Source organism: Mesorhizobium sp. M1A.F.Ca.IN.020.04.1.1 (genome assembly GCF_003997315.1).
Classification (GTDB): domain Bacteria; phylum Pseudomonadota; class Alphaproteobacteria; order Rhizobiales; family Rhizobiaceae; genus Mesorhizobium.
This window is the reverse complement of record NZ_RZSN01000033.1, coordinates 22,108-40,077: the sequence shown is the minus strand read 5'-3', so window position 1 is coordinate 40,077 and position 17,970 is coordinate 22,108. Positions and strand designations below refer to the sequence as shown.

General features: G+C 63.7%; 14 protein-coding genes. 5 read left to right on the top strand and 9 right to left on the bottom strand.

Annotation, left to right across the window (positions count from 1 at the left end):
• Together EOA49_RS09995 and EOA49_RS09990 are read left to right on the top strand one after the other, a co-directional pair.
• On the top strand, window positions 1–994 hold a 994-nt coding region (locus tag EOA49_RS09995; protein ID WP_164749210.1), incomplete at its 5' end, for an FAD-binding oxidoreductase.
• Window positions 995–1,178: 184 nt separating this feature from the next.
• Window positions 1,179–1,745, top strand: coding sequence for a DUF6101 family protein (locus tag EOA49_RS09990; protein ID WP_095781732.1), 567 nt, complete (start codon window positions 1,179–1,181; stop codon window positions 1,743–1,745).
• A 164-nt stretch (window positions 1,746–1,909) separates the two neighbouring features.
• Here the strand turns inward: EOA49_RS09990 and ubiA are convergent, their stop codons facing one another.
• A complete protein-coding gene (ubiA, locus tag EOA49_RS09985; protein WP_127241434.1) occupies window positions 1,910–2,893 on the bottom strand; it encodes a 4-hydroxybenzoate octaprenyltransferase in 984 nt (327 codons plus the stop codon).
• Between the two features lie 51 nt (window positions 2,894–2,944).
• Window positions 2,945–3,163 (bottom strand): hypothetical protein, encoded by a 219-nt coding sequence (locus tag EOA49_RS33040; protein WP_127241433.1) that lies wholly within the window; start codon window positions 3,161–3,163, stop codon window positions 2,945–2,947.
• 134 nt (window positions 3,164–3,297) lie between these two features.
• Here EOA49_RS33040 and purD point away from each other — a divergent pair, with 134 nt between their 5' ends.
• A complete protein-coding gene (gene purD / locus EOA49_RS09975) occupies window positions 3,298–4,578 on the top strand; it encodes a phosphoribosylamine--glycine ligase (RefSeq protein WP_127241432.1) in 1,281 nt (426 codons plus the stop codon).
• A 102-nt stretch (window positions 4,579–4,680) separates the two neighbouring features.
• On the opposite strand, the gene EOA49_RS09970 is transcribed toward purD, so the two are convergent.
• From EOA49_RS09970 to EOA49_RS09945, 6 genes are all read right to left on the bottom strand, one after another.
• Window positions 4,681–6,048, bottom strand: a complete 1,368-nt coding sequence (locus EOA49_RS09970) for an alpha-glucosidase/alpha-galactosidase (RefSeq protein WP_127241431.1) — start codon at window positions 6,046–6,048, stop codon at window positions 4,681–4,683.
• A 20-nt stretch (window positions 6,049–6,068) separates the two neighbouring features.
• Window positions 6,069–7,739, bottom strand: coding sequence for an ABC transporter ATP-binding protein (locus tag EOA49_RS09965; protein WP_127241430.1), 1,671 nt, complete (start codon window positions 7,737–7,739; stop codon window positions 6,069–6,071).
• Between the two features lie 10 nt (window positions 7,740–7,749).
• Window positions 7,750–8,883: an ABC transporter permease gene (locus EOA49_RS09960; protein WP_127241429.1), complete on the bottom strand. Its 1,134-nt coding sequence runs from the start codon at window positions 8,881–8,883 to the stop codon at window positions 7,750–7,752.
• Complete coding sequence (locus EOA49_RS09955; protein WP_067327828.1) at window positions 8,884–9,891, bottom strand: ABC transporter permease; 1,008 nt, start codon at window positions 9,889–9,891, stop codon at window positions 8,884–8,886.
• Between the two features lie 111 nt (window positions 9,892–10,002).
• The gene (locus tag EOA49_RS09950; protein WP_127243134.1) at window positions 10,003–12,087 is read right to left on the bottom strand and encodes an ABC transporter substrate-binding protein; all 2,085 of its coding nucleotides are present in this window, start codon (window positions 12,085–12,087) and stop codon (window positions 10,003–10,005) included.
• A gap of 108 nt (window positions 12,088–12,195) precedes the next feature.
• Window positions 12,196–13,662: an alpha-glucosidase/alpha-galactosidase gene (locus EOA49_RS09945; protein ID WP_095800900.1), complete on the bottom strand. Its 1,467-nt coding sequence runs from the start codon at window positions 13,660–13,662 to the stop codon at window positions 12,196–12,198.
• A 251-nt stretch (window positions 13,663–13,913) separates the two neighbouring features.
• Here EOA49_RS09945 and EOA49_RS09940 point away from each other — a divergent pair, with 251 nt between their 5' ends.
• The gene (locus EOA49_RS09940) at window positions 13,914–14,756 is read left to right on the top strand and encodes an AraC family transcriptional regulator (protein ID WP_095801111.1); all 843 of its coding nucleotides are present in this window, start codon (window positions 13,914–13,916) and stop codon (window positions 14,754–14,756) included.
• A 12-nt stretch (window positions 14,757–14,768) separates the two neighbouring features.
• Here the strand turns inward: EOA49_RS09940 and EOA49_RS09935 are convergent, their stop codons facing one another.
• Window positions 14,769–15,929, bottom strand: a complete 1,161-nt coding sequence (locus EOA49_RS09935; protein WP_067327832.1) for a glycoside hydrolase family 25 protein — start codon at window positions 15,927–15,929, stop codon at window positions 14,769–14,771.
• A gap of 251 nt (window positions 15,930–16,180) precedes the next feature.
• On the opposite strand from EOA49_RS09935, the gene EOA49_RS09930 reads away from it, so the two are divergent.
• Window positions 16,181–17,947 carry an acyl-CoA dehydrogenase family protein gene (locus EOA49_RS09930; protein WP_127241112.1) on the top strand — a complete coding sequence of 589 codons (1,767 nt, stop codon included), beginning with the start codon at window positions 16,181–16,183 and terminating at the stop codon, window positions 17,945–17,947.
• Window positions 17,948–17,970 lie beyond the last annotated feature (23 nt).

Here is a 17,970-nt window from a genome sequence, read left to right as displayed (position 1 = left end):
CTGCCAGATCGGCGGCAATCTCTCTTCCAATGCCGGGGGCACCGGCGTGCTTGCCTATGGCAATGCGCGCGAGCTTTGCCTCGGCGTCGAAGTGGTGCTGCCGACCGGCGAAGTGTTCGACGATCTGCGCAAGCTGAAGAAGGACAACACCGGCTACGATCTGAAAAACCTCTTCGTCGGCGCCGAGGGCACCCTCGGCGTCATCACCGCCGCGGTGCTGAAGCTCTTTCCGAAGCCGAAGGGCAGGGAGGTTGCCTTCGCCGGCCTGTCGTCGCCTCAGGCAGCGCTCTCGCTGTTCAGCTTGGCGATGGATCGCGCCGGTGCTTCGCTCACGGCTTTCGAGCTGATCGCCAAACGGCCTTACGACTTCACGCTTAAGCATGGGCAAGGGATCACCCGACCCCTGGCGGATGACTGGCCGTGGTATGCCCTGATGCAGGTCTCTTCAGGTCGCTCGGAAGAAGATGGCAAGGCGCTGATCGAGGAGATTCTTTCGGCCGGCCTCGAGCAGGGCATCGTCGGCGATGCGGTGGTGTCGGCAAGTCTTGCCCAGGGCGACGCCTTCTGGAATTTCCGCGAGACGCTGCCCGAATGCCAGAAGCCGGAGGGCGCCTCGATCAAGCACGACATCTCGGTGCCGATCGCCTCGATCCCGGAGTTCATCGAAAAGGCGGCAGGCGTGGTCCAGACTGTCTGTCCCGGCGCCCGCGTCGTCTGCTTCGGCCACATGGGCGACGGCAATCTTCACTACAACATCTCTCGCCCTCTGGATTGGCAGGACGACCCGTTCCTTGAGCTCTACCACCCGATGAACAAGGCCGTGCACGATGTCGTGCGTTCCTTCCACGGCTCGATCTCGGCCGAGCACGGCATCGGCCAATTGAAGCGCGACGAGCTGATCGCCACGGCCCCGCCAATGGCGATCGATCTGATGCGCCGGGTCAAGGCGGCCTTCGACCCGGCCGGCATCATGAATCCCGGTAAGGTTATCTAATTCTTCCAACATCTTGTGGCTGGTCGCATTCCGATAACCATCGGCTCCGATCAGCAAAATTTAACTGACTTTCTTAAGCGTGGCGGTAAGAAGCGAGCGCTAATGTTTCCCGCATAACGAGGCCGGAAAAACCGGCCCGGAGAGAACCGGAAAACGGCCCTCAGGAGAAACAGGAAGGCATTCGATGAACACTGGACTGAAGCCAGTCTGGGCGGGGCGCAACATGCGTCTCGACCCGTTTCGCCTGCCGCAGATGGTAAGCTATGCCACGCGCGACGACTATGGCGATGTAACCTTCACCATCGACCAGCGCGGCGCCGTCATTCGCCGCACGTTGGAGATGAGCGGCGTGCCGGCGATCATCGCGCTGCCCGCCAATGCCTTCCGTGGTGTCGCCGCCCGCGCCATGGAGGATCCGGACGGCAATGTCACCGTGACTTTGGAACTTCTGCACAATGATCCGATGCTGTCGGTGCCGCTTTTGGTCGCCGACGATCTCGACGACGTCGCCGCCGACTGGCGCGCCTGGGCCGACGCCTATCGCCTGCCGATGCTTCTGATCGAGGCCGACGGCGTCGCCCGCACGCTGGAGGAATCGCTGGGCGCCGCAATCAAAGCGCTGCCGCCGCAGGAACGCCGCCAGGGCCGTGTCTCCAACATGCGCCGCCCGCGCTTCCTCGCCCGCCGCAGGACCGGCAATCTCGGCCTGCGTCTCGTCGTCGGCGGTGAGGAGATTATCGCGCGCGAATAGCTGCGACCCTTCCCTTCTCCCCCCTGTGGGAGAAGGTGTCGCCGAAGGCGACGGATGAGGGGTTCTCCAGGAAACGCCGAGCTCTCACTCCGCTGAAACACCCTCAACCGTCTCGGCACTGCGCGCCGATCCACCCTCCCACGACAAGGGGAGAAGGAGAGGCGCTACACCAGCGGCTTCAGCACCACCCAAAACGCCCCGCCGATCAGCCCCAGAAAAATCAGCCAGCCGACCTGGTTGTTCGACTTGAACAGCTTCAGGCACTGATCGGGATCGTTGATGTCGAGCCGGATGATCTGGCGCGCCATATGCGCGCCGGCGGCAATCAGCCCGGCCAGCGCCGGCATCGGCACTTGAGCCGAGGCAAAGGCGATGGCGAAGCAGGCAAGCGTGCCGCCATAGAGCCCGGTGAGCCAGGTCTTGGTGTTGTCGCCGAACAGGCGTGCCGTCGAGCGCACGCCGACGATGGCGTCGTCTTCCTTGTCCTGATGCGCGTAGATCGTGTCGTAGCCGATCACCCACAGGATCGAGCCGATATAGAGCATGATGGCGGGGCCATCGAGATCGCCGAACTCGACCGCCCAGCCCATCAGCGCGCCCCAGGAGAAGGCGAGCCCGAGAACGAATTGCGGCCAATTGGTGATGCGCTTCATGAACGGGTAGATCGCGACAATGGCCAGCGAGGCTATGCCGAGCGGAATGGCGAAGCTGTTGAACTGCAAAAGCACTGCGAGCCCGACCAGCGCCTGGATGATCAGAAACGCCCAGGCCTGGCGGCGCTTCACCTTGCCGGCCGGCAGCGGCCGCGAGCGGGTGCGCTCGACCTGGTTGTCGATGTCTTCGTCGACGATGTCGTTGTAGGTGCAGCCGGCGCCACGCATGGCGACGGCGCCGATGAAAAACAGGAACAGGTACCAGGGCGCGGGCAACAGCGTCAGCAGCGGATCCGTCGGCCGCGGATAGGCGCTGGCCGCAATAGCCGCCGACCACCAGCAGGGCCACAAGAGCAGCTGCCAGCCGATCGGCCGGTCCCAGCGCGCAAGCTGCGCATAGGGCCACAGCCAGCGCGGCAGCACCCGGTAAACCCAATGGCCGCTCGGCGCGTCCGCGACGCGGCCCTGGGCTGCTTTCGACTGGATGGTTTCCATCGTGCTGGAGTGGCAGCAGCGATGGGCGCCGTCAAGCAGCCGCGTTGTCGCTCAGGCAGTGAAAACATCGTGACTGGCGAACCATGCTTTCGCTGTCTCGATGAAGGCGAGTGCCGCCTTCGATAGGCGCAGGCGCGCGTCGTGGGCGAGAACAATGCGCTGCATGGGAAGCACATCAAGCCCGTTGAGAAGTTGCGCGAGGACTGGTTCCCTGTCGTTTTCCGGAGCTGAGTCGACTTTGGATTGGGCCGGGCGGGATCGGTTTCCCATCGGCAAATTGCCTCATTGCGTCTTGATGTGGGCAATCTTCCCGTGTGCAATCGCCCCCCGAAACGCCAAGATGCCTTGACCCGTCGCCCTTGGACCAATAGCGGGTTCGGGGAGACGATCAGCAAGAGGTGGCCATGAACGTTCTTCTTCTCGGCTCCGGCGGCCGCGAACATGCGCTTGCCTGGAAGATCGCCGCGTCGCCGCTGCTGACGAAGCTCCATGCTTCGCCCGGCAATCCCGGCATCGGCCGTTTCGCCGAACTGGTCAAGCTGGACATCGCCGACCACTCCACTGTGGCCGCCTTCTGCCAGGAGAAGAAGATCGACCTCGTCGTGGTCGGTCCGGAAGGGCCGCTGGTGGCCGGCATTGCCGATGATTTGCGCGCCTGGGGCATCCGCGTCTTCGGCCCCTCCAAGGCGGCGGCGCGGCTCGAAGGCTCGAAGGGCTTTACCAAGGATCTTTGCGCCAAGTTCAACATTCCGACCGCAGCCTACGGCCGCTTCGGCGATCTCGCCGCGGCCAAGGCCTATGTCGAAAAGATGGGCGCGCCGATCGTCATCAAGGCTGACGGCCTTGCCGCCGGCAAGGGCGTCACCATCGCCATGAAGCTGGAGGAGGCGCTTGCCGCGCTCGAGGCCTGTTTCGACGGCGCTTTTGGCTCCGCCGGCGCCGAGGTGGTCGTCGAGGAATATCTGACCGGCGAGGAGGCAAGCTTCTTCTGCCTCTGCGACGGCGCCACCGCGCTGCCCTTCGGCACCGCGCAGGACCATAAACGCGTCGGCGACGGCGATACCGGTCCGAACACCGGCGGCATGGGCGCCTATTCGCCGGCGCCGGTGATGACGCCCGAGATGACCGAGCGCACCATGCGCGAGATCATCGAGCCGACGATGCGCGGCATGGCCAATCTCGGCGCGCCTTTCGCCGGCATCCTCTTCGCCGGTTTGATGATCACCGACCAAGGCCCCAAGCTGATCGAGTACAACACCCGCTTCGGCGATCCCGAATGCCAGGTGCTGATGATGCGGCTGAAGGACGACCTGCTCGTCCTGCTCAACGCTGCCGTCGACGGCCAGCTCGCGCACATGTCGGTCCGCTGGAGCGACGACGCGGCCCTGACCGTGGTGATGGCGGCGAGGGGCTATCCCGGCACGCCGGAAAAGGGCTCGGTCATCCGCGGTCTCGACGAGGCCGCCAGCGACGGCGCCGAAATCTTCCACGCGGGCACCGCCATCAATGGCGGCGCGCTCGTCGCCAATGGCGGCCGCGTGCTCAACGTCACCGCAACCGGCGCAACCGTCGGGGAGGCACAAAAAAAGGCCTACGGGGCGATCGATCATATCGACTGGCCGCAGGGTTTCTTCCGCCGCGACATCGGCTGGCGCGCCGTCGAGCGCGAGCAGACCGGCAAATAGGACATTTCACCGTTTCACGGAAACGGCGAAATGTCGTGTCTATTTGTTTTGACGCAATTTCGGACGGAGAACCGCTTCTCATTTTTCCTGAAATTGCTCTAATCAGGCAGCCTTGCTCTTGCCTGGTCGCGCCCAGGCCGGCAACCAGTCCCCATGCGCTGCAAGCAGGTCGTCGACCAGCGACCAGATCTGATCGAGATCGAGCTCGGCCGCCGTGTGCGGGTCCATCATCGCCGCGTGGTAGATGTGCTCGCGGCTCTCGCTCATCAGCGCCCGCACCGTCAGTTCCTGAACATTGATGTTGGTGCGGATCAGCGCCGTCAGCTGCGGCGGCAGCTCGCCGATATAGGTCGGCTGGATGCCGGAAGCATCGACCAGGCACGGCACTTCCGCCGCGCAATCGAAAGGCAGCGAGGTGATGCAGCCATTGTTGCGGACATTGCCGTAGATCACGGACGGCTCGCCGGTCCAAACCGAGTTCATGATCGAGGAGGCATATTCCTTTGACTGCTCGACCTCGATCCGGTCGGCCGAGCGGTAGGCCTCCGCCTGGCCCTTCCAGCGCTCGATCTGCTCGATGCACCGCTTCGGATATTCGTCAAGCGGGATGCCGTATTTCTCGATCAGGTCGGGGCGACCATCCTTGATGAAATAGGGCGTGTATTCGGCGAAATGCTCCGAGCTTTCGGTGACGAAATAGCCGAGCCGGGTCAGCATCTCGTAGCGCACCTTGTTGGGGCAGCGCGGGTTCCAGCCGGGCTTCGGCGCGCGGCCTTCGCGATAGGCGCGGACAAGGTCGGGATAGAGGTCGCGGTAGGAGCCGTCCGGCTGGCGATGCTCGAACTTGAGGTAAAACGCCATGTGGTTGATGCCAGCTGCGCGGTAGCGGATCTCCTCATAGGGAAGGTCGAGGTCGTGCGCCAGCTCCATCGCCGTGCCCTGCACCGAATGGCAGAGCCCAACCTGTTTGATCTGGGGGAATTTCGCGGCGATCGCCCAGGTGTTGATCGCCATTGGGTTGACGTATTGCAGCATGATCGCGTCGGGGCAGACGGCGAGCATGTCCTCGCAGATCCTCCACAGATGCGGCACCGTCCTCAGGCCCCGCATGATGCCGCCGACGCCCAGCGTGTCGGCGATCGTCTGGCGCAGGCCATATCTCTTGGGCACCTCGAAGTCGGTGACGGTGCAGGGCTCGTAACCGCCGATCTGGAAGGCGACGACGACGAAATCGGCACCGGACAGCGCCTTGCGTTGGTCGGAATAGGTCTCGGCCTTCGCCTTCACGCCGAGGGTCGCGATCAGCTTGTTGACGACGATGGCGCTCTCTTCCAGCCGCTGCGGGTTGATGTCCATCAAAGCGATCGTCGCGCCCGACAGCGCCGGGCGCTGCAGCACGTCGCCGACAATGTTCTTCATGAACACCGTCGAGCCGGCGCCGATGAAGGTGATCCTGGGATTTCTTGCCACTGTGAGCCTCCGGAATATGGTCACGCCACGTCGAAAGCGGCCCGGACGAGCCGTTCGGTGTAGGCGGTCTTGGGACTGGTGAGGACCTCGTCTACGGGCCCCTGTTCGACGATCTTGCCGTGCTGCATGACGATCACGCGGTGGCAGAGCGCCCGCACCACCTTGAGGTCGTGCGAGATGAAGAGATAGCTCAAGCCGCGCTCGTCCTGCAGCTTGCGCAGCAGGTCGATGATCTGCGCCTGGACGGAAAGATCGAGCGCCGATGTCGGCTCGTCGAGCAGGATGAATTCCGGCTCCAGTGCGATGGCCCGCGCGATCGCGATGCGCTGCCGCTGGCCGCCCGAAAATTCGTGCGGAAACCGCGACAGGATATCGCCGGGCATGCCGGCGCTGACCAGCGCCTCACGCACCCGCTCGATCCGCTCGCGCCGTGTGGCCCCGATCCTGTTCACGACCAGGCCTTCCTCGATGATCTGGCCGATCGTCATGCGCGGGTTGAGCGAGGAGAACGGATCCTGGAAGACGATCTGCATGCGCGAGCGCAGCGGCCGCATCTCGGCGCGCGTGAGATCCTGGATCGGCTGGCCGTCGAAACGGATCTCGCCGCGCCTGGCGTCGAGCAGCCGAAGCAGCGCCTGGCCGAAAGTGGTCTTGCCGGAACCGGATTCGCCGACCAGGCCCAGCGTCTCGTGACGGCAAAGTTTGAGGTCGAGATCGTCGACCGCGACCAGCTCGCGCCAGTCCGGCTTCAGGAACGTACCGTGCCGCAGCGTGAAGCAGACGCGCACGCCGTTCGCCTCGAGGATCGTGCTGGACTTATCGGGCAGCGGCTTCGGCCGGCCGTGTGGTTCGGATGCGAGCAGCCGCTTTGTGTAGGGATGCTGCGGATCGGCGAAGAGCCGCTCGGTGACGTTATGCTCGCGCATCTCGCCATGCTGCATGACATAGACATAGTCGGAGAACTTGCGCACGACGGTAAGATCGTGCGTGATCAGAACCACCGCCATCCGCATTTCTTTCTGCAGATTGCGGATCAGGTTGAGGATCTGCGCCTGGACGGTGACGTCGAGCGCGGTGGTCGGCTCGTCGGCGATCAGCACATCGGGCTCGTTGGCCAAAGCCATGGCGATCATGACGCGCTGCCGCTGGCCGCCGGAGAGCTGGTGCGGATACTGCTTGAGGCGTGCTTCGGGTTCGGGAATCTGGACATGCCGCAAAAGCTCGAGCGCTCGCGCCCAGCCCTCTTTGCGGCTCACCTTGCGGTGCACCCTGATCGCTTCGACGATCTGGCTGCCGACCGAATAGATCGGGTTGAGCGAGCTCATCGGCTCCTGGAAGATCATCGAGATGCGGTTGCCGCGCAGCTTGCGCCGGGCGCTCTCGGCGAATTTCAGAATGTTCTGTCCGAGATAGTCGACGCTTGACCTCGGCGATACGGTCGCCCGCCGCGACAAGAGCCCCATGACGGTGCGCGCCGTCACCGATTTGCCGGAGCCGGATTCGCCGACGATCGCGATCGTCTCGCCGCGATAGAGCTGGAACGAGACGTCCTTAACCGCCTCGACGATGCCGTGCTCGACCTTGAAGGCGACTTCGATGTTGCGGGCGTCGATGACCGGCTGGTCGTGGCGTCCGTCATGGTCGAGCCGGACGGCGGGTGCGAAGGATTCGGCAAGCGCGATCGTCGTCATTCCTGCCACCTCAATAGGGATCGACGGCATCGCGCAGGCCGTCGCCCAGCGCGTTGAAGGCAAAAACGGTGACCAGCACGAAGCCGACCGGCGACAGGATCCAGGGATAGGTGCCGATGACCGAATAGGTCGCGGTGTCCTGCAGCATCAGTCCCCAGGAGATCAGCGGTGGCTTCACCGCGAAGCCGAGGAAGCCGAGGAAGGATTCCAGAAGCACCACCGTCGGGATCGCCAGCGTCACGGCGACGATCACGTGGCTCATCACATTGGGAAAGATGTGCTGGATGATGATGCGCCGATCGGTGGCGCCCACCGCTATGGCGGCGCGCACATAGTCGATGCGCGCCAGCGCCAGCGTCTTGCCGCGTACCTCGCGCGACATCTGCGCCCAGCCAAGCGCCGACATGACGATGATGACGAAGGCGAGAAAGACATTGGTCGGCGCGGTGACCGGGATCAGCGTCGTCAGCGCCAGGTAAAGCGGCAGTTGCGGGAAGGCGAGCACCAGTTCGACGAAGCGCTGCATCCAGACATCGAACCGGCCGCCGAAATAGCCGGACACCATGCCGACACTGGTTCCGATCAGGGTGATGATGAAGACCACTGTCAGCGCGATCATCAGTGAGACGCGCGAACCAAGGATGGCGCGCGACAGCACATCACGGCCGAACTTGTCGGTGCCGAGGAAATGCACCGGCTGGCCGTCCATCGAGCCGAAGAAATGCCGGTTCGCCGGGATGAGGCCGAAGAGTTTGTAGGGCGCGCCCTCGACGAAGAAGCCGAGCAGTCGTGGATGATCGTAATCGGGGCCGACGATCGGCTGGAAGGTCACGGGGTCGAGGTCGGTCGATTCGGCCAGCGCGTAAATTCTTGGCCGCGCGACGAAGTTGCCGTCCTTGTCGTGAAAGCTGGCCATCTGCGGCGGCGCGAAGGCGATATCGGTCGCTTTCGGGTCGAGAGGCGCGAGGAATTCCGCGAAAAGGGTCATGAGAAGCAGCAGCACGACCAGGCATAGCCCGGCCATGCCGGTCCAGGAGCGCTTCAGCCGGCGCCAGACAAGCGCGATGTAGCTCTCGTTGCCATGCGCGGCCGGAATCGCGGCTCCTTCGGTGGGTGGCGGGGGTGAGGGATCGCGGGCCAGCATCTAGTGTTCCCCGAACTGGCGCACGCGGGGGTCGAGCAGGACCAGCAGCATGTCGGCGATGATGTTGCCGACGATCAGCGTCGCCGACAGAACCATCATGAAGGTTGCGGTCACATAGACATCGCCCACCGCCATCGAGCCCACGATCGCCGGCCCGACGGTCGGCAGCGCGAAAATGATCGCCGTCTCGATCTCGCCGGTCAGCATGTAGGGCAGCACCACGCCTTGATACATGACCAATGGATGCAGCGCATTGGGCACGGCATGGCGCATCACCACGGCGCCGCCAGTCAGGCCCTTGGCTTTGGCCGTCTCGACATATTGCGCGTTGAGCGTGTCGAGCAGGTTGCCGCGCATGACGCGCATATTGTAGGCAAGGCCGCCAAAGGTCGCGATCGCCACCACCGGCCAGACATGCTTGACCAGGTCGAGGAATTTCGCCCACGACCATGGCGCGCCGCCATATTGCGGCGAGAAGAAGCTGCCGATCTCCGACACGTTGAACTGGAAGACCAGCAGGTAGACGATGATCAGCGCCATCAGGAAGCGCGGCACCGTCATGCCGAGGAAGGAGATGGCCGAGAGCGTCGAGTCGATCCAGGAATACTGGCGGGTCGCCGCCCAAATGCCGAAGCTTATGCCCAGCACCGAGGCGAGCAGGTGGCAGACCAGCGCCAGGAGCAGCGTGCGCGGCAGGCGCTCGCCGACCACGTCCGCCACCGGCCTGTTGTAGTAGAGGCTGTAGCCGAAATCGCCGCGCGTGACGATGCCGCCGATCCAGTTGAGATACTGAACGGGCAGCGGCTTATCGAGGCCGTGTTCTTTCCGGTAGGCCTGGGCCTGTGCATCCGCCTCGGCATAGGAGGCGCCGCCCTGGTTGATGAGCTGCGATTTGATGTAGTCGGCATAGTCGCCCGGCGGCGCCTGGATGATGGCGAAGGTGACCAGGCTCAAGATGGCGAGCACGGGAAGCGCCGACGCTATGCGCATGAGCAGGAATCGCAACATGGATGGTCGGCTTCCTTTGCTGGCCGGTCGCGCCTTGGGCGCACCGGAGATTTGACTTTGTCCGGCCGCGCCAGCTGGCGCGACCGGAGTTCTCTTCGTCAGGGAGGTTAACTAGTTCATCGGCCCCTTGTCTCCGGGCTTGCCGGGAAGCTCGTCGGGGAAGAGCTCATATTTCGCCTGTTTGTCAGCTGCGACGAAGACGCGTTCGCGGATGATCGAATCCTCGGCCCAGTTGAACATGAAGATCGGCGTTCCCTGCGGGATGTTGGAGAAGCGCTTGTTGACGATCAGCGCGCCGGGATATTCCGTCAGCCCGACATTGTAGACGTGCTCGGTCGAGATCTTCTGGAACTTCTTCATCAGGTCGGCGCGCTGGTCGTTGTCCTGCGTCGTGACGAACTTGTTCACGATGTCGACGAGGTCCTTCTCGAACGGCATCAGATCGACTTCGCCGCTTTCAGGCGCGCGATGGTTCCAACTGGTCTTGGGACCGACCGGAGCGAGTTGCTCCGTGTTCTGCACAACGGAGGTGAGCTCCTGGTCATTGCGCCGGATCAGCCAGTCGAAGCGGCCGGAATACTGGATCGCGTCGCGCTGCGTGCCGTTGACCCCGTTGAGCACGACCCTCAGCCCAAGCTTCTCCATCTGCGCCACGACGCCCTCGGCAAGGCTCTTGTCGGTGGTGTAGTCATTGTTGACCAGCATCACGATCTCGACATTCTTGCCGCCGGCGGTGCCCGCCGGGAAGTTCACGAAGCCGTCGCCGTCGGTATCCTTGAGACCGGCCTTGGCGAGCTCGGCCTTGGCCCGTTGGAGATCGAACGGGTAATAAACCGTCGACTTGCGGTCATAGAAGCTGGTGCCGGAGGAGAAGCCGCCGGGATAGATGGCGGTGAACGGTCCCTTGACCAGCGAGTCGCCGAGCGCCTTGCGGTCGATCGCCATGGTCACGGCCTTGCGGAAATCCTCGTTGCGGTTCAATTCGCGGATCGCTTGGCCGCGCTCGTCCGGGTTGCCCCAGCCATTGGCGGAAAAATTCATACGCAGATTGTAGCCGATGAGCCGCGGACCGAAGGCAAGCCGTGCCGGCGCGTTCTTGTCAGCCGCGCGCTTCAGCGAGGCGACGAAGTTCTCGGGCTGCTCGAGATTGGAGAAGTCGCCCGAGCCTGCGACGGCCTGGACGTCGCGATCTGCCCAGGTCGAGAGCTTGTATTGCAGCTCGTTGAGATAAGGCAGTTGGTTTCCCTTTTCGTCGACCTTCCAATAGTAAGGGTTGCGCCGCATGACGATGATGTCGTCCGGGCGGTATTCGACCGGCACCCAGGCGCCCATCACCGGCATGTTCATGTATTCCGGCGGGAAGGCGTTCTTGAACTGGTCGTAGGTGTTCTTCGAATATTTCGGATGCTGCGGCTTCAAAATGTGCGCCGGGCCGGGGCAGAAGGTGCCGTAGGCCATCGCGTAGAGATATTGCCTCGGAAACGCTTCCTTGAACGTCCATTCGACAGTGTAGTCGTCGATCTTCTTGAGCGTCGTGCCGACGCCGAAGGTTTCGGGCGTCGCCCCGTTGAGCGGCGACACGTTGGGGTCGACCACCTCGTCATCCCAGTAGAACATGACGTCGTCGGCGTTGAAGGGCACGCCGTCCGACCATTTGGCGCCTTCGACGAGATGCATGGTCAGCTTGTGGCCGTCTTTCGACCATTCCCAGCTCCTGGCGAGGTTCGGCAGCGGCTCGGTGTCCTTCGCGTCGACCTGGAACAGCGGCGCGGTGCGTGTCAGGCATTCGGAAAGCGCGATGTCGATGCCGCCCCAGCCTTGCGTCTGGCCGGCAGCGTAGTTCCAGCCTTCCGGCCTGCCGCCGATGACATGGCGCATCGTGTCACCATAGACGCCGATGCCGTCCGGCATGTTGGCGGTCTTGAAGACCAGCGGTTCCTTGGGCAGCCTGTCCTTGAGCGGCGGCAGCTTGCCGGTCTTGACGTATTTCTGCGTCACCCAGTCCGGCTCGTGGTAATCGGGCAGAGCCTTGAACTCCAGGATGGAGTCGCGCGCCACATAATGGATCTTGCCCTCGGCCGGGAATGTCGCCGGCTCCGGCGGGATCGTCGGTTCCGAAGCGAAAGCGGTGAGCGCCGGAATAGAAACGCCGAGCGCCAGTCCGGCGGCAATGCCAATTCTGTGTAAGTTCCTCATTGTCTCCTCCCAAATGTTTTGAACGTCTGCTGCTTGCCCGCCGCTTGATCTTTATTTTGGGGACCGTTTCGGCTGACCTGCCTCCTGCAGGTCCGCCTGCCCGAAATCTCAGCCGGCCTGTTTCAGTGCCGCCTTTTCGGCGCGCAGTTCATCGATCGAGCGGACGTTGCGCCGCGCCGCGCCCGCCCATTCGCGGGTCTTGACCTTCGACTTCGCAAGCCGCTCCTTTGCCGCCGGCACGGCGTCGGCATATTGCGGCAGCCAGGCGGCCTGGGCGACGACCATCTCGTCCACCATCTGCCAGACCTCCTCCGGCGTCGACACCGCGCCGACCAGCGGATCGTGCAGCATGGCGAGCTTCAAGAGATCGATGTCGCCGGCGATCGCGGCATGCACCGACATGCGCTGGACGTTGATCGAGGACATGCAGGTGGCGGCGCATGCCTCGGGCAGTGTGATGCCGGCGGCCATGTTGATGCCGAAGCGATCGACGAAGCCGGGCGACTCGATGATGGCGTCCTGCGGCAGGTTGGTGATCACTCCGTTGTTCTTGACGTTGAAATGGCCACGGTAGACGCGGTTTGTTTCCAGCGCCTCGAGAATGTGGCTGGCATGCTCGTTGGAGCGCCTCGCCGGGTCGATCGGCTTCGACGCCGCTTCGAGGAACTGCGGATACTCGGTTTCGAACCATTTGCGGGTCTCGGTCGAGTAGCGCAGATAGCCGCCGGTCTCGCCATGGATCCAGTCCGACATGTCGATCCAGCGTGTGATCTCGTCGGGGCGCTTGCGGTACCAGGGCAGGTATTCGGACAGATGCCCGTTGCTTTCGGTCGAATACACGCCGAAGCGCTTCAGCACGTCGATGCGCAGCTTCTCCTGCTTCGAATAGACCGGATGCGCTTCGAAGGCGGCGACCAGCTCGTCCTTGCCGATCGCGCGGCCGTTCAGCCTGAGCTCGATGAACCAGGTCTGGTGGTTGATGCCGGAGCAGACATAGTCGAGCTCCCTGGGCGACTTCGCGCCGAGCACCTCGGCGATCTGTTCGGCGCCGTGCTGCACGCCGTGGCAGAGCCCGACCGTGTCGATCTTGCCGTATTCGATCGCGGCCCAGGTGTTCATCGCCATCGGGTTGGCGTAGTTCAGGAACTTGGCGTCGGTCTCGGCGACCTCGCGGATGTCCTTGCAGAAGTCGAGGATCACCGGGATGTTGCGCTGGCCGTAGAGGATGCCGCCGGCGCAGATCGTGTCGCCGACGCATTGGTCGATGCCGTATTTCAGCGGGATGCGGATGTCGTCGGCATAGGCTTCGAGACCGCCGACGCGCACGCAGCTGATGATGTAGCGCGCGCCTTCCAGCGCCTTGCGGCGGTCGGTCGTCGCCGTCACTTTGGTCGGCAGCCCGTTTGCTTCCACGATCCGATCGAGGATCGCCTGGATCATCCCGAGATTGTGCTCGCTGATGTCGGTCAGCGCGAATTCGATGTCCTTGAATTCGGGCACGCAGAGAATGTCGGTGAACAGCTTCTTGGTGAAGCCGACGCTGCCGGCGCCAATAATAGCGATTTTGAAGCTCATCACCTTCACCTCGATCCAATCGAATGTTAGGCAAGGAGCAGCAAGGGAGGATATGGCCGCGCGCCGGCAGGCGCGCTCGCCATGTGGAGCCGGAAATCCAGCTCTTTCTCCTCCCGCCCGCTCCTCGACCGCGGGTCTTTCCCGTTCTTGAGTGAGCCGGATTATGCGCTTATTCGCCGGCGCGGCCAGAGAAGGATTATGCTTTCGAGGGTAATTTTGTGCTGCAGGATCTGATCGCCAATGGAAAGCTAATGCGCACGATCTCGCTGCCGCGCGGGCGCCAGCGCCTGCACGCCATGCCGACCAGCACCGGCTACGAGGTGCGCGAGGACGAGACTTACGACTGGGACGGGCGAAAGCGCGGCCAGATCCCGTTTACCGTGCTCCAGCATACGATCAGCGGCACCGGACAATTGCGCTATGAAAGCCGCAATTACCGCCTGCAGGCGAACGATACGCTGTTGGTGCTGGTGCCGCACAACCATCGCTACTGGCTGGCCAAGGGCGACCGCTGGGAATATTTCTGGATATCGATGAACGGCGAGGAGGCGCTCCGCGTCCACAAGTCGATCCTCAGCGTCTCAGGTCCCGTGTTCCGGCTGCAGCCGGCGACCATCGATCACCTTGCCGATTGCAGCCTGCGCCTGATCAAGGGCGCCGCCTCGCCGGGCGCGGCCTCGGCGATCGCCTATGAGGCGGCGATGGCGCTTTACGACGATGTCTTCGGCTCGCACGCCTTCGCCGAGAAGCAGAGCGCCATGCAGCCGGTCATCGATCACATCAACGCCAATCTCGACAAGCCGCTGCCGGTGGCGGAGCTGGTCGAAATCAGCGGCCTCAGCCGCGCCCATTTCTCGCGCTGCTTCGCCGAGAGCGAAGGATTGCCGCCGGCCGAATTCGTCCTGCAGCAGCGGCTGCAGCGCGCCGCCAAGTTGCTGACCAAGGCCGATTTCCTGCCGGTAAAGGAAGTCGCTGTTCTGTGCGGTTTCGACGACCCGAACTACTTTTCCAAGGTGTTTCGCCGCTGCTACGGCATCACGCCCACACAGTTCCGCACCACCGGCATGTATGCCAGCCTGGGCAATCATCGTTGACGCTGCCGTTGACTACTGCCTGCGGTGGTCGAGCGTCGTCGATGCAGTGCTGACCGGATCGGCGGCCGCGAAGGCGGCGTCGAGCTGTTCGGGCGTGCGCTGTCCGGCCCGTTTCCAGGCGACATATTGCACGATGCCGAAGCTCGGGCGCTGCGGCACGGTCTTGACCACCGGCATGCGGAATCCGTCGCGGAATTTCTCCCAGCGCGCGCCGAGCACCGCGACCATTTCCTCGATGGTCGGCGGCGTCGCCACATCGGCATAGGTGATGGTGACCTTGCCGGCGAGGCCCGCTTCGCGCGGGATCGGCACCGGGATCGAGGCGAGGTAATCCGCCGGCACGTCGATCAGGCCGCCAAAGGCCCATTGCTGGCGCAACGCATCGGCTTTCATCGGCGCGACGCTGACGTCGATGTCGTTGGGCGTGCCCGGCACGCGATAGGGGCAGCTGAAGCGGCCGCAATTCGCCTTTGCCGCGAACTGCCAGAGCGCGTAACCCTGCCAGTTGCCCATCGGGAAATGCACGTCGATGTCCGGCTTGTAGCGCGCATACCAGAGCGGCAACCGCGACAACAGCCGGTAGGTGTAACGGTTGTCGGCGATGTACTGGGCGGTCTTGCCGTTCGAGTAGAGCACCGGGAAGCGGCCGAGGCGGCGATGCACCTGGCGCACGAATTCTTCCGCATCCTCGAGCGACATCCATTGCGTGGGGTCGATGCCCTCGATGTCGAGGGCAATGAGATCGTCCGGCGCCGGCTCGGCGAAATCGATGAAATTGTTGGCTTGCTCGACCGGATTGCCGGGGCGGGCGAGGTGATAGGCGCCCCACTTCAGGCCGAGCGCCTTCGCCACCACCTTGCGTGTCTGGAAAAGCTCGCGCGTCACCGCATGGCGCTTCCACAGCGCCTTGCAGAGCTTCACCTCTGTCTCGTCGCCGAAGCAGAAATAGGGCGGCGGCAGCCCGTCGGACGCCTTGTTGATGAAGCCGACAATGCGCTTGTCGGTGGCAAGCTCAGCCCAATCGATGGAGTTATATTCGTAGGCGTCGATCACCAGCGCGCGGTCGGCATTCTTCCACGGCTCGGAGAAATCCGAGGCCTTTGCCGCCGTGCCCAGCGCAACCGCAGCCGCGAGAAGCGCCAGGCGGCGAAGAGGGCGCGCCGGCTTTTTCAAATCAGGGTGTCCCCACTGACCAGACGACGATCCTGAACCGCTATGGTTAAGGAAGTGCTGTCAAACCGCGAGGTGTTCAGCGCCGGAACAGCGACTGAACCTCTCCGGCCGTGGATGACGGAGTCAACGCTTGCAAAATCCGCGTGTTTGACGTTTACGTAAAAAGAAGGACGCAGGCCAACCCCAAGAATGAATGGCCTCGCTTCGGCTACGCGACTACGGTTGGCCGCACTGGAGGAGAAGCAGCAAACATGTATCGCGCACCGGTCGAGGACATCGCCTTCACGCTGAAGCAGGTAGCCGGCCTGAAGCCGGCGCTGGACGACGGCACCTTCGGCGACCTCGGCGAGGACCTGGTCGACGCGATCCTGGCCGAGGCCGGGCGCTTCGCCAGCGAGGAGGTTGTGCCGCTCTACAAGATCGGCGACGAGCATGGCGCGGTGTTGAAGGGCGCTTCTGTCACCACACCGCCCGGCTGGAAGGAGCTTTACCGGCGCTGGATCGAAGGCGGCTGGAACGCGCTGTCCGGGCCGGCCGAATATGGCGGCCAGGGCTTGCCGACCATGCTAGCCGTCGCCGCGCTCGAGATGTGGAACTCCGCCGCGATGGCCTTCGGCATCGGCCCGACGCTCACCATGGGCGCGGTCGAGGCGCTCGACAAGCACGCCTCCGAGGCGCTCAAGGCCAAATACCTGGCGAAGCTCGTCTCGGGCGAGTGGATGGGCACGATGAACCTGACCGAGTCGCAGGCGGGCTCGGACCTCGCCGCTTTGCGCACGCGTGCCGAGCCTGCCGCCGACGGAACCTACCGCATCTTCGGCCAGAAGATATTCATCACCTATGGCGAGCACGATTTCACCGACAACATCGTGCATCTGGTGCTGGCGAGGCTGCCCGACGCGCCCGCCGGCACGCGCGGCATCTCGCTCTTCCTGGTGCCGAAGTTCCTGGTCGATGACGATGGCTCGCTCGGCGCCCGCAACGACGTCTTCTGTTCCGGCCTCGAGCACAAGCTCGGCATCCATGCATCGCCGACCTGCACCATGATCTATGGCGACGGTTTTGAGGGCATGAGGCCCGGCGCCATCGGCTGGCTGGTCGGCGAGGAGAACAAAGGGTTGGCCTGCATGTTCACGATGATGAACAACGCTCGTCTCGCGGTGGGCATGCAGGGCGTTGCGGTGGCCGAAACCGCCACGCAGAAGGCGATCGCCTATGCCAATGAGCGCCGGCAGGGCAAGGCATCTGATTATTCAGGGTCCGGCATGGCGCCGATCGTCCGTCACCCGGACGTGCAGCGCAATCTTCTCACCATGCAGGCGCTGACGCAGATCGCGCGTGCTATCGCCTATACCTGTGCGCACGCCATCGACCGTGCCCGTGTCGCCGAGGGCGAGGCCGCCGCCAACTGGCGCGACCGCGCCAATCTCTTGACGCCGCTGGCAAAAGCCTTTTCGACCGATGTCGGCGTCGAGGTCGCTTCGCTGGGGATCCAGGTGCATGGCGGCATGGGCTTCATCGAGGAGACGGGCGCGGCGGCGCTCTATCGCGACGCCCGCATCGCGCCGATCTATGAAGGCACCAACGGCATCCAGGCGATCGACCTCGTCTCGCGAAAACTGCCGCTCGGCGGCGGCGCGCACGTGCATCGCTATATCGGCGAATTGAAAGCGATGGCCGATGCGGTGCGCACCTCCAACATCGAAGGTTTTGGCCGCACCGCCGACAATCTCGATCGCGCGCTTGCCGATCTCGACGAGGCAACGCGCTTCTTGCAAAGGCTGTTGGCCGACGGCAAGGCCGATGCCGCGATGGCCGGCGCCACGCCCTATCTGCGCCTAATCTCGCTCGCCGCCGGCGGCGCTTATTTGGCGCAAGGCGGCCTAGCCGACCGCGGCCGCGTCGCGCTTTGCCGCTTCTTTGCCGAGAATCTCCTAGGCGAGACGCGCGCGCTCAAGGAGCGCGTCATCGACGGCGCCGAAAGCCTCGCCGCCGCCGGCAAGGCGCTGATCGCCTGAACAGCCAGTCAGCCGAAGGAACC

Coding starts and splice junctions, on each gene's coding strand:
- purD (WP_127241432.1), top strand. CDS start 3,298: ATGAACGTTCTTCTTCTCGGCTCCGGCGGCCGCGAACATGCGCTTGCC.
- EOA49_RS09940 (WP_095801111.1), top strand. CDS start 13,914: ATGCGCACGATCTCGCTGCCGCGCGGGCGCCAGCGCCTGCACGCCATG.
- ubiA (WP_127241434.1), bottom strand. CDS start 2,893: ATGGAAACCATCCAGTCGAAAGCAGCCCAGGGCCGCGTCGCGGACGCG.
- EOA49_RS09945 (WP_095800900.1), bottom strand. CDS start 13,662: ATGAGCTTCAAAATCGCTATTATTGGCGCCGGCAGCGTCGGCTTCACC.
- EOA49_RS09990 (WP_095781732.1), top strand. CDS start 1,179: ATGAACACTGGACTGAAGCCAGTCTGGGCGGGGCGCAACATGCGTCTC.
- EOA49_RS09960 (WP_127241429.1), bottom strand. CDS start 8,883: ATGCTGGCCCGCGATCCCTCACCCCCGCCACCCACCGAAGGAGCCGCG.
- EOA49_RS09965 (WP_127241430.1), bottom strand. CDS start 7,739: ATGACGACGATCGCGCTTGCCGAATCCTTCGCACCCGCCGTCCGGCTC.
- EOA49_RS09955 (WP_067327828.1), bottom strand. CDS start 9,891: ATGTTGCGATTCCTGCTCATGCGCATAGCGTCGGCGCTTCCCGTGCTC.
- EOA49_RS09930 (WP_127241112.1), top strand. CDS start 16,181: ATGTATCGCGCACCGGTCGAGGACATCGCCTTCACGCTGAAGCAGGTA.
- EOA49_RS33040 (WP_127241433.1), bottom strand. CDS start 3,163: ATGGGAAACCGATCCCGCCCGGCCCAATCCAAAGTCGACTCAGCTCCG.
- EOA49_RS09950 (WP_127243134.1), bottom strand. CDS start 12,087: ATGAGGAACTTACACAGAATTGGCATTGCCGCCGGACTGGCGCTCGGC.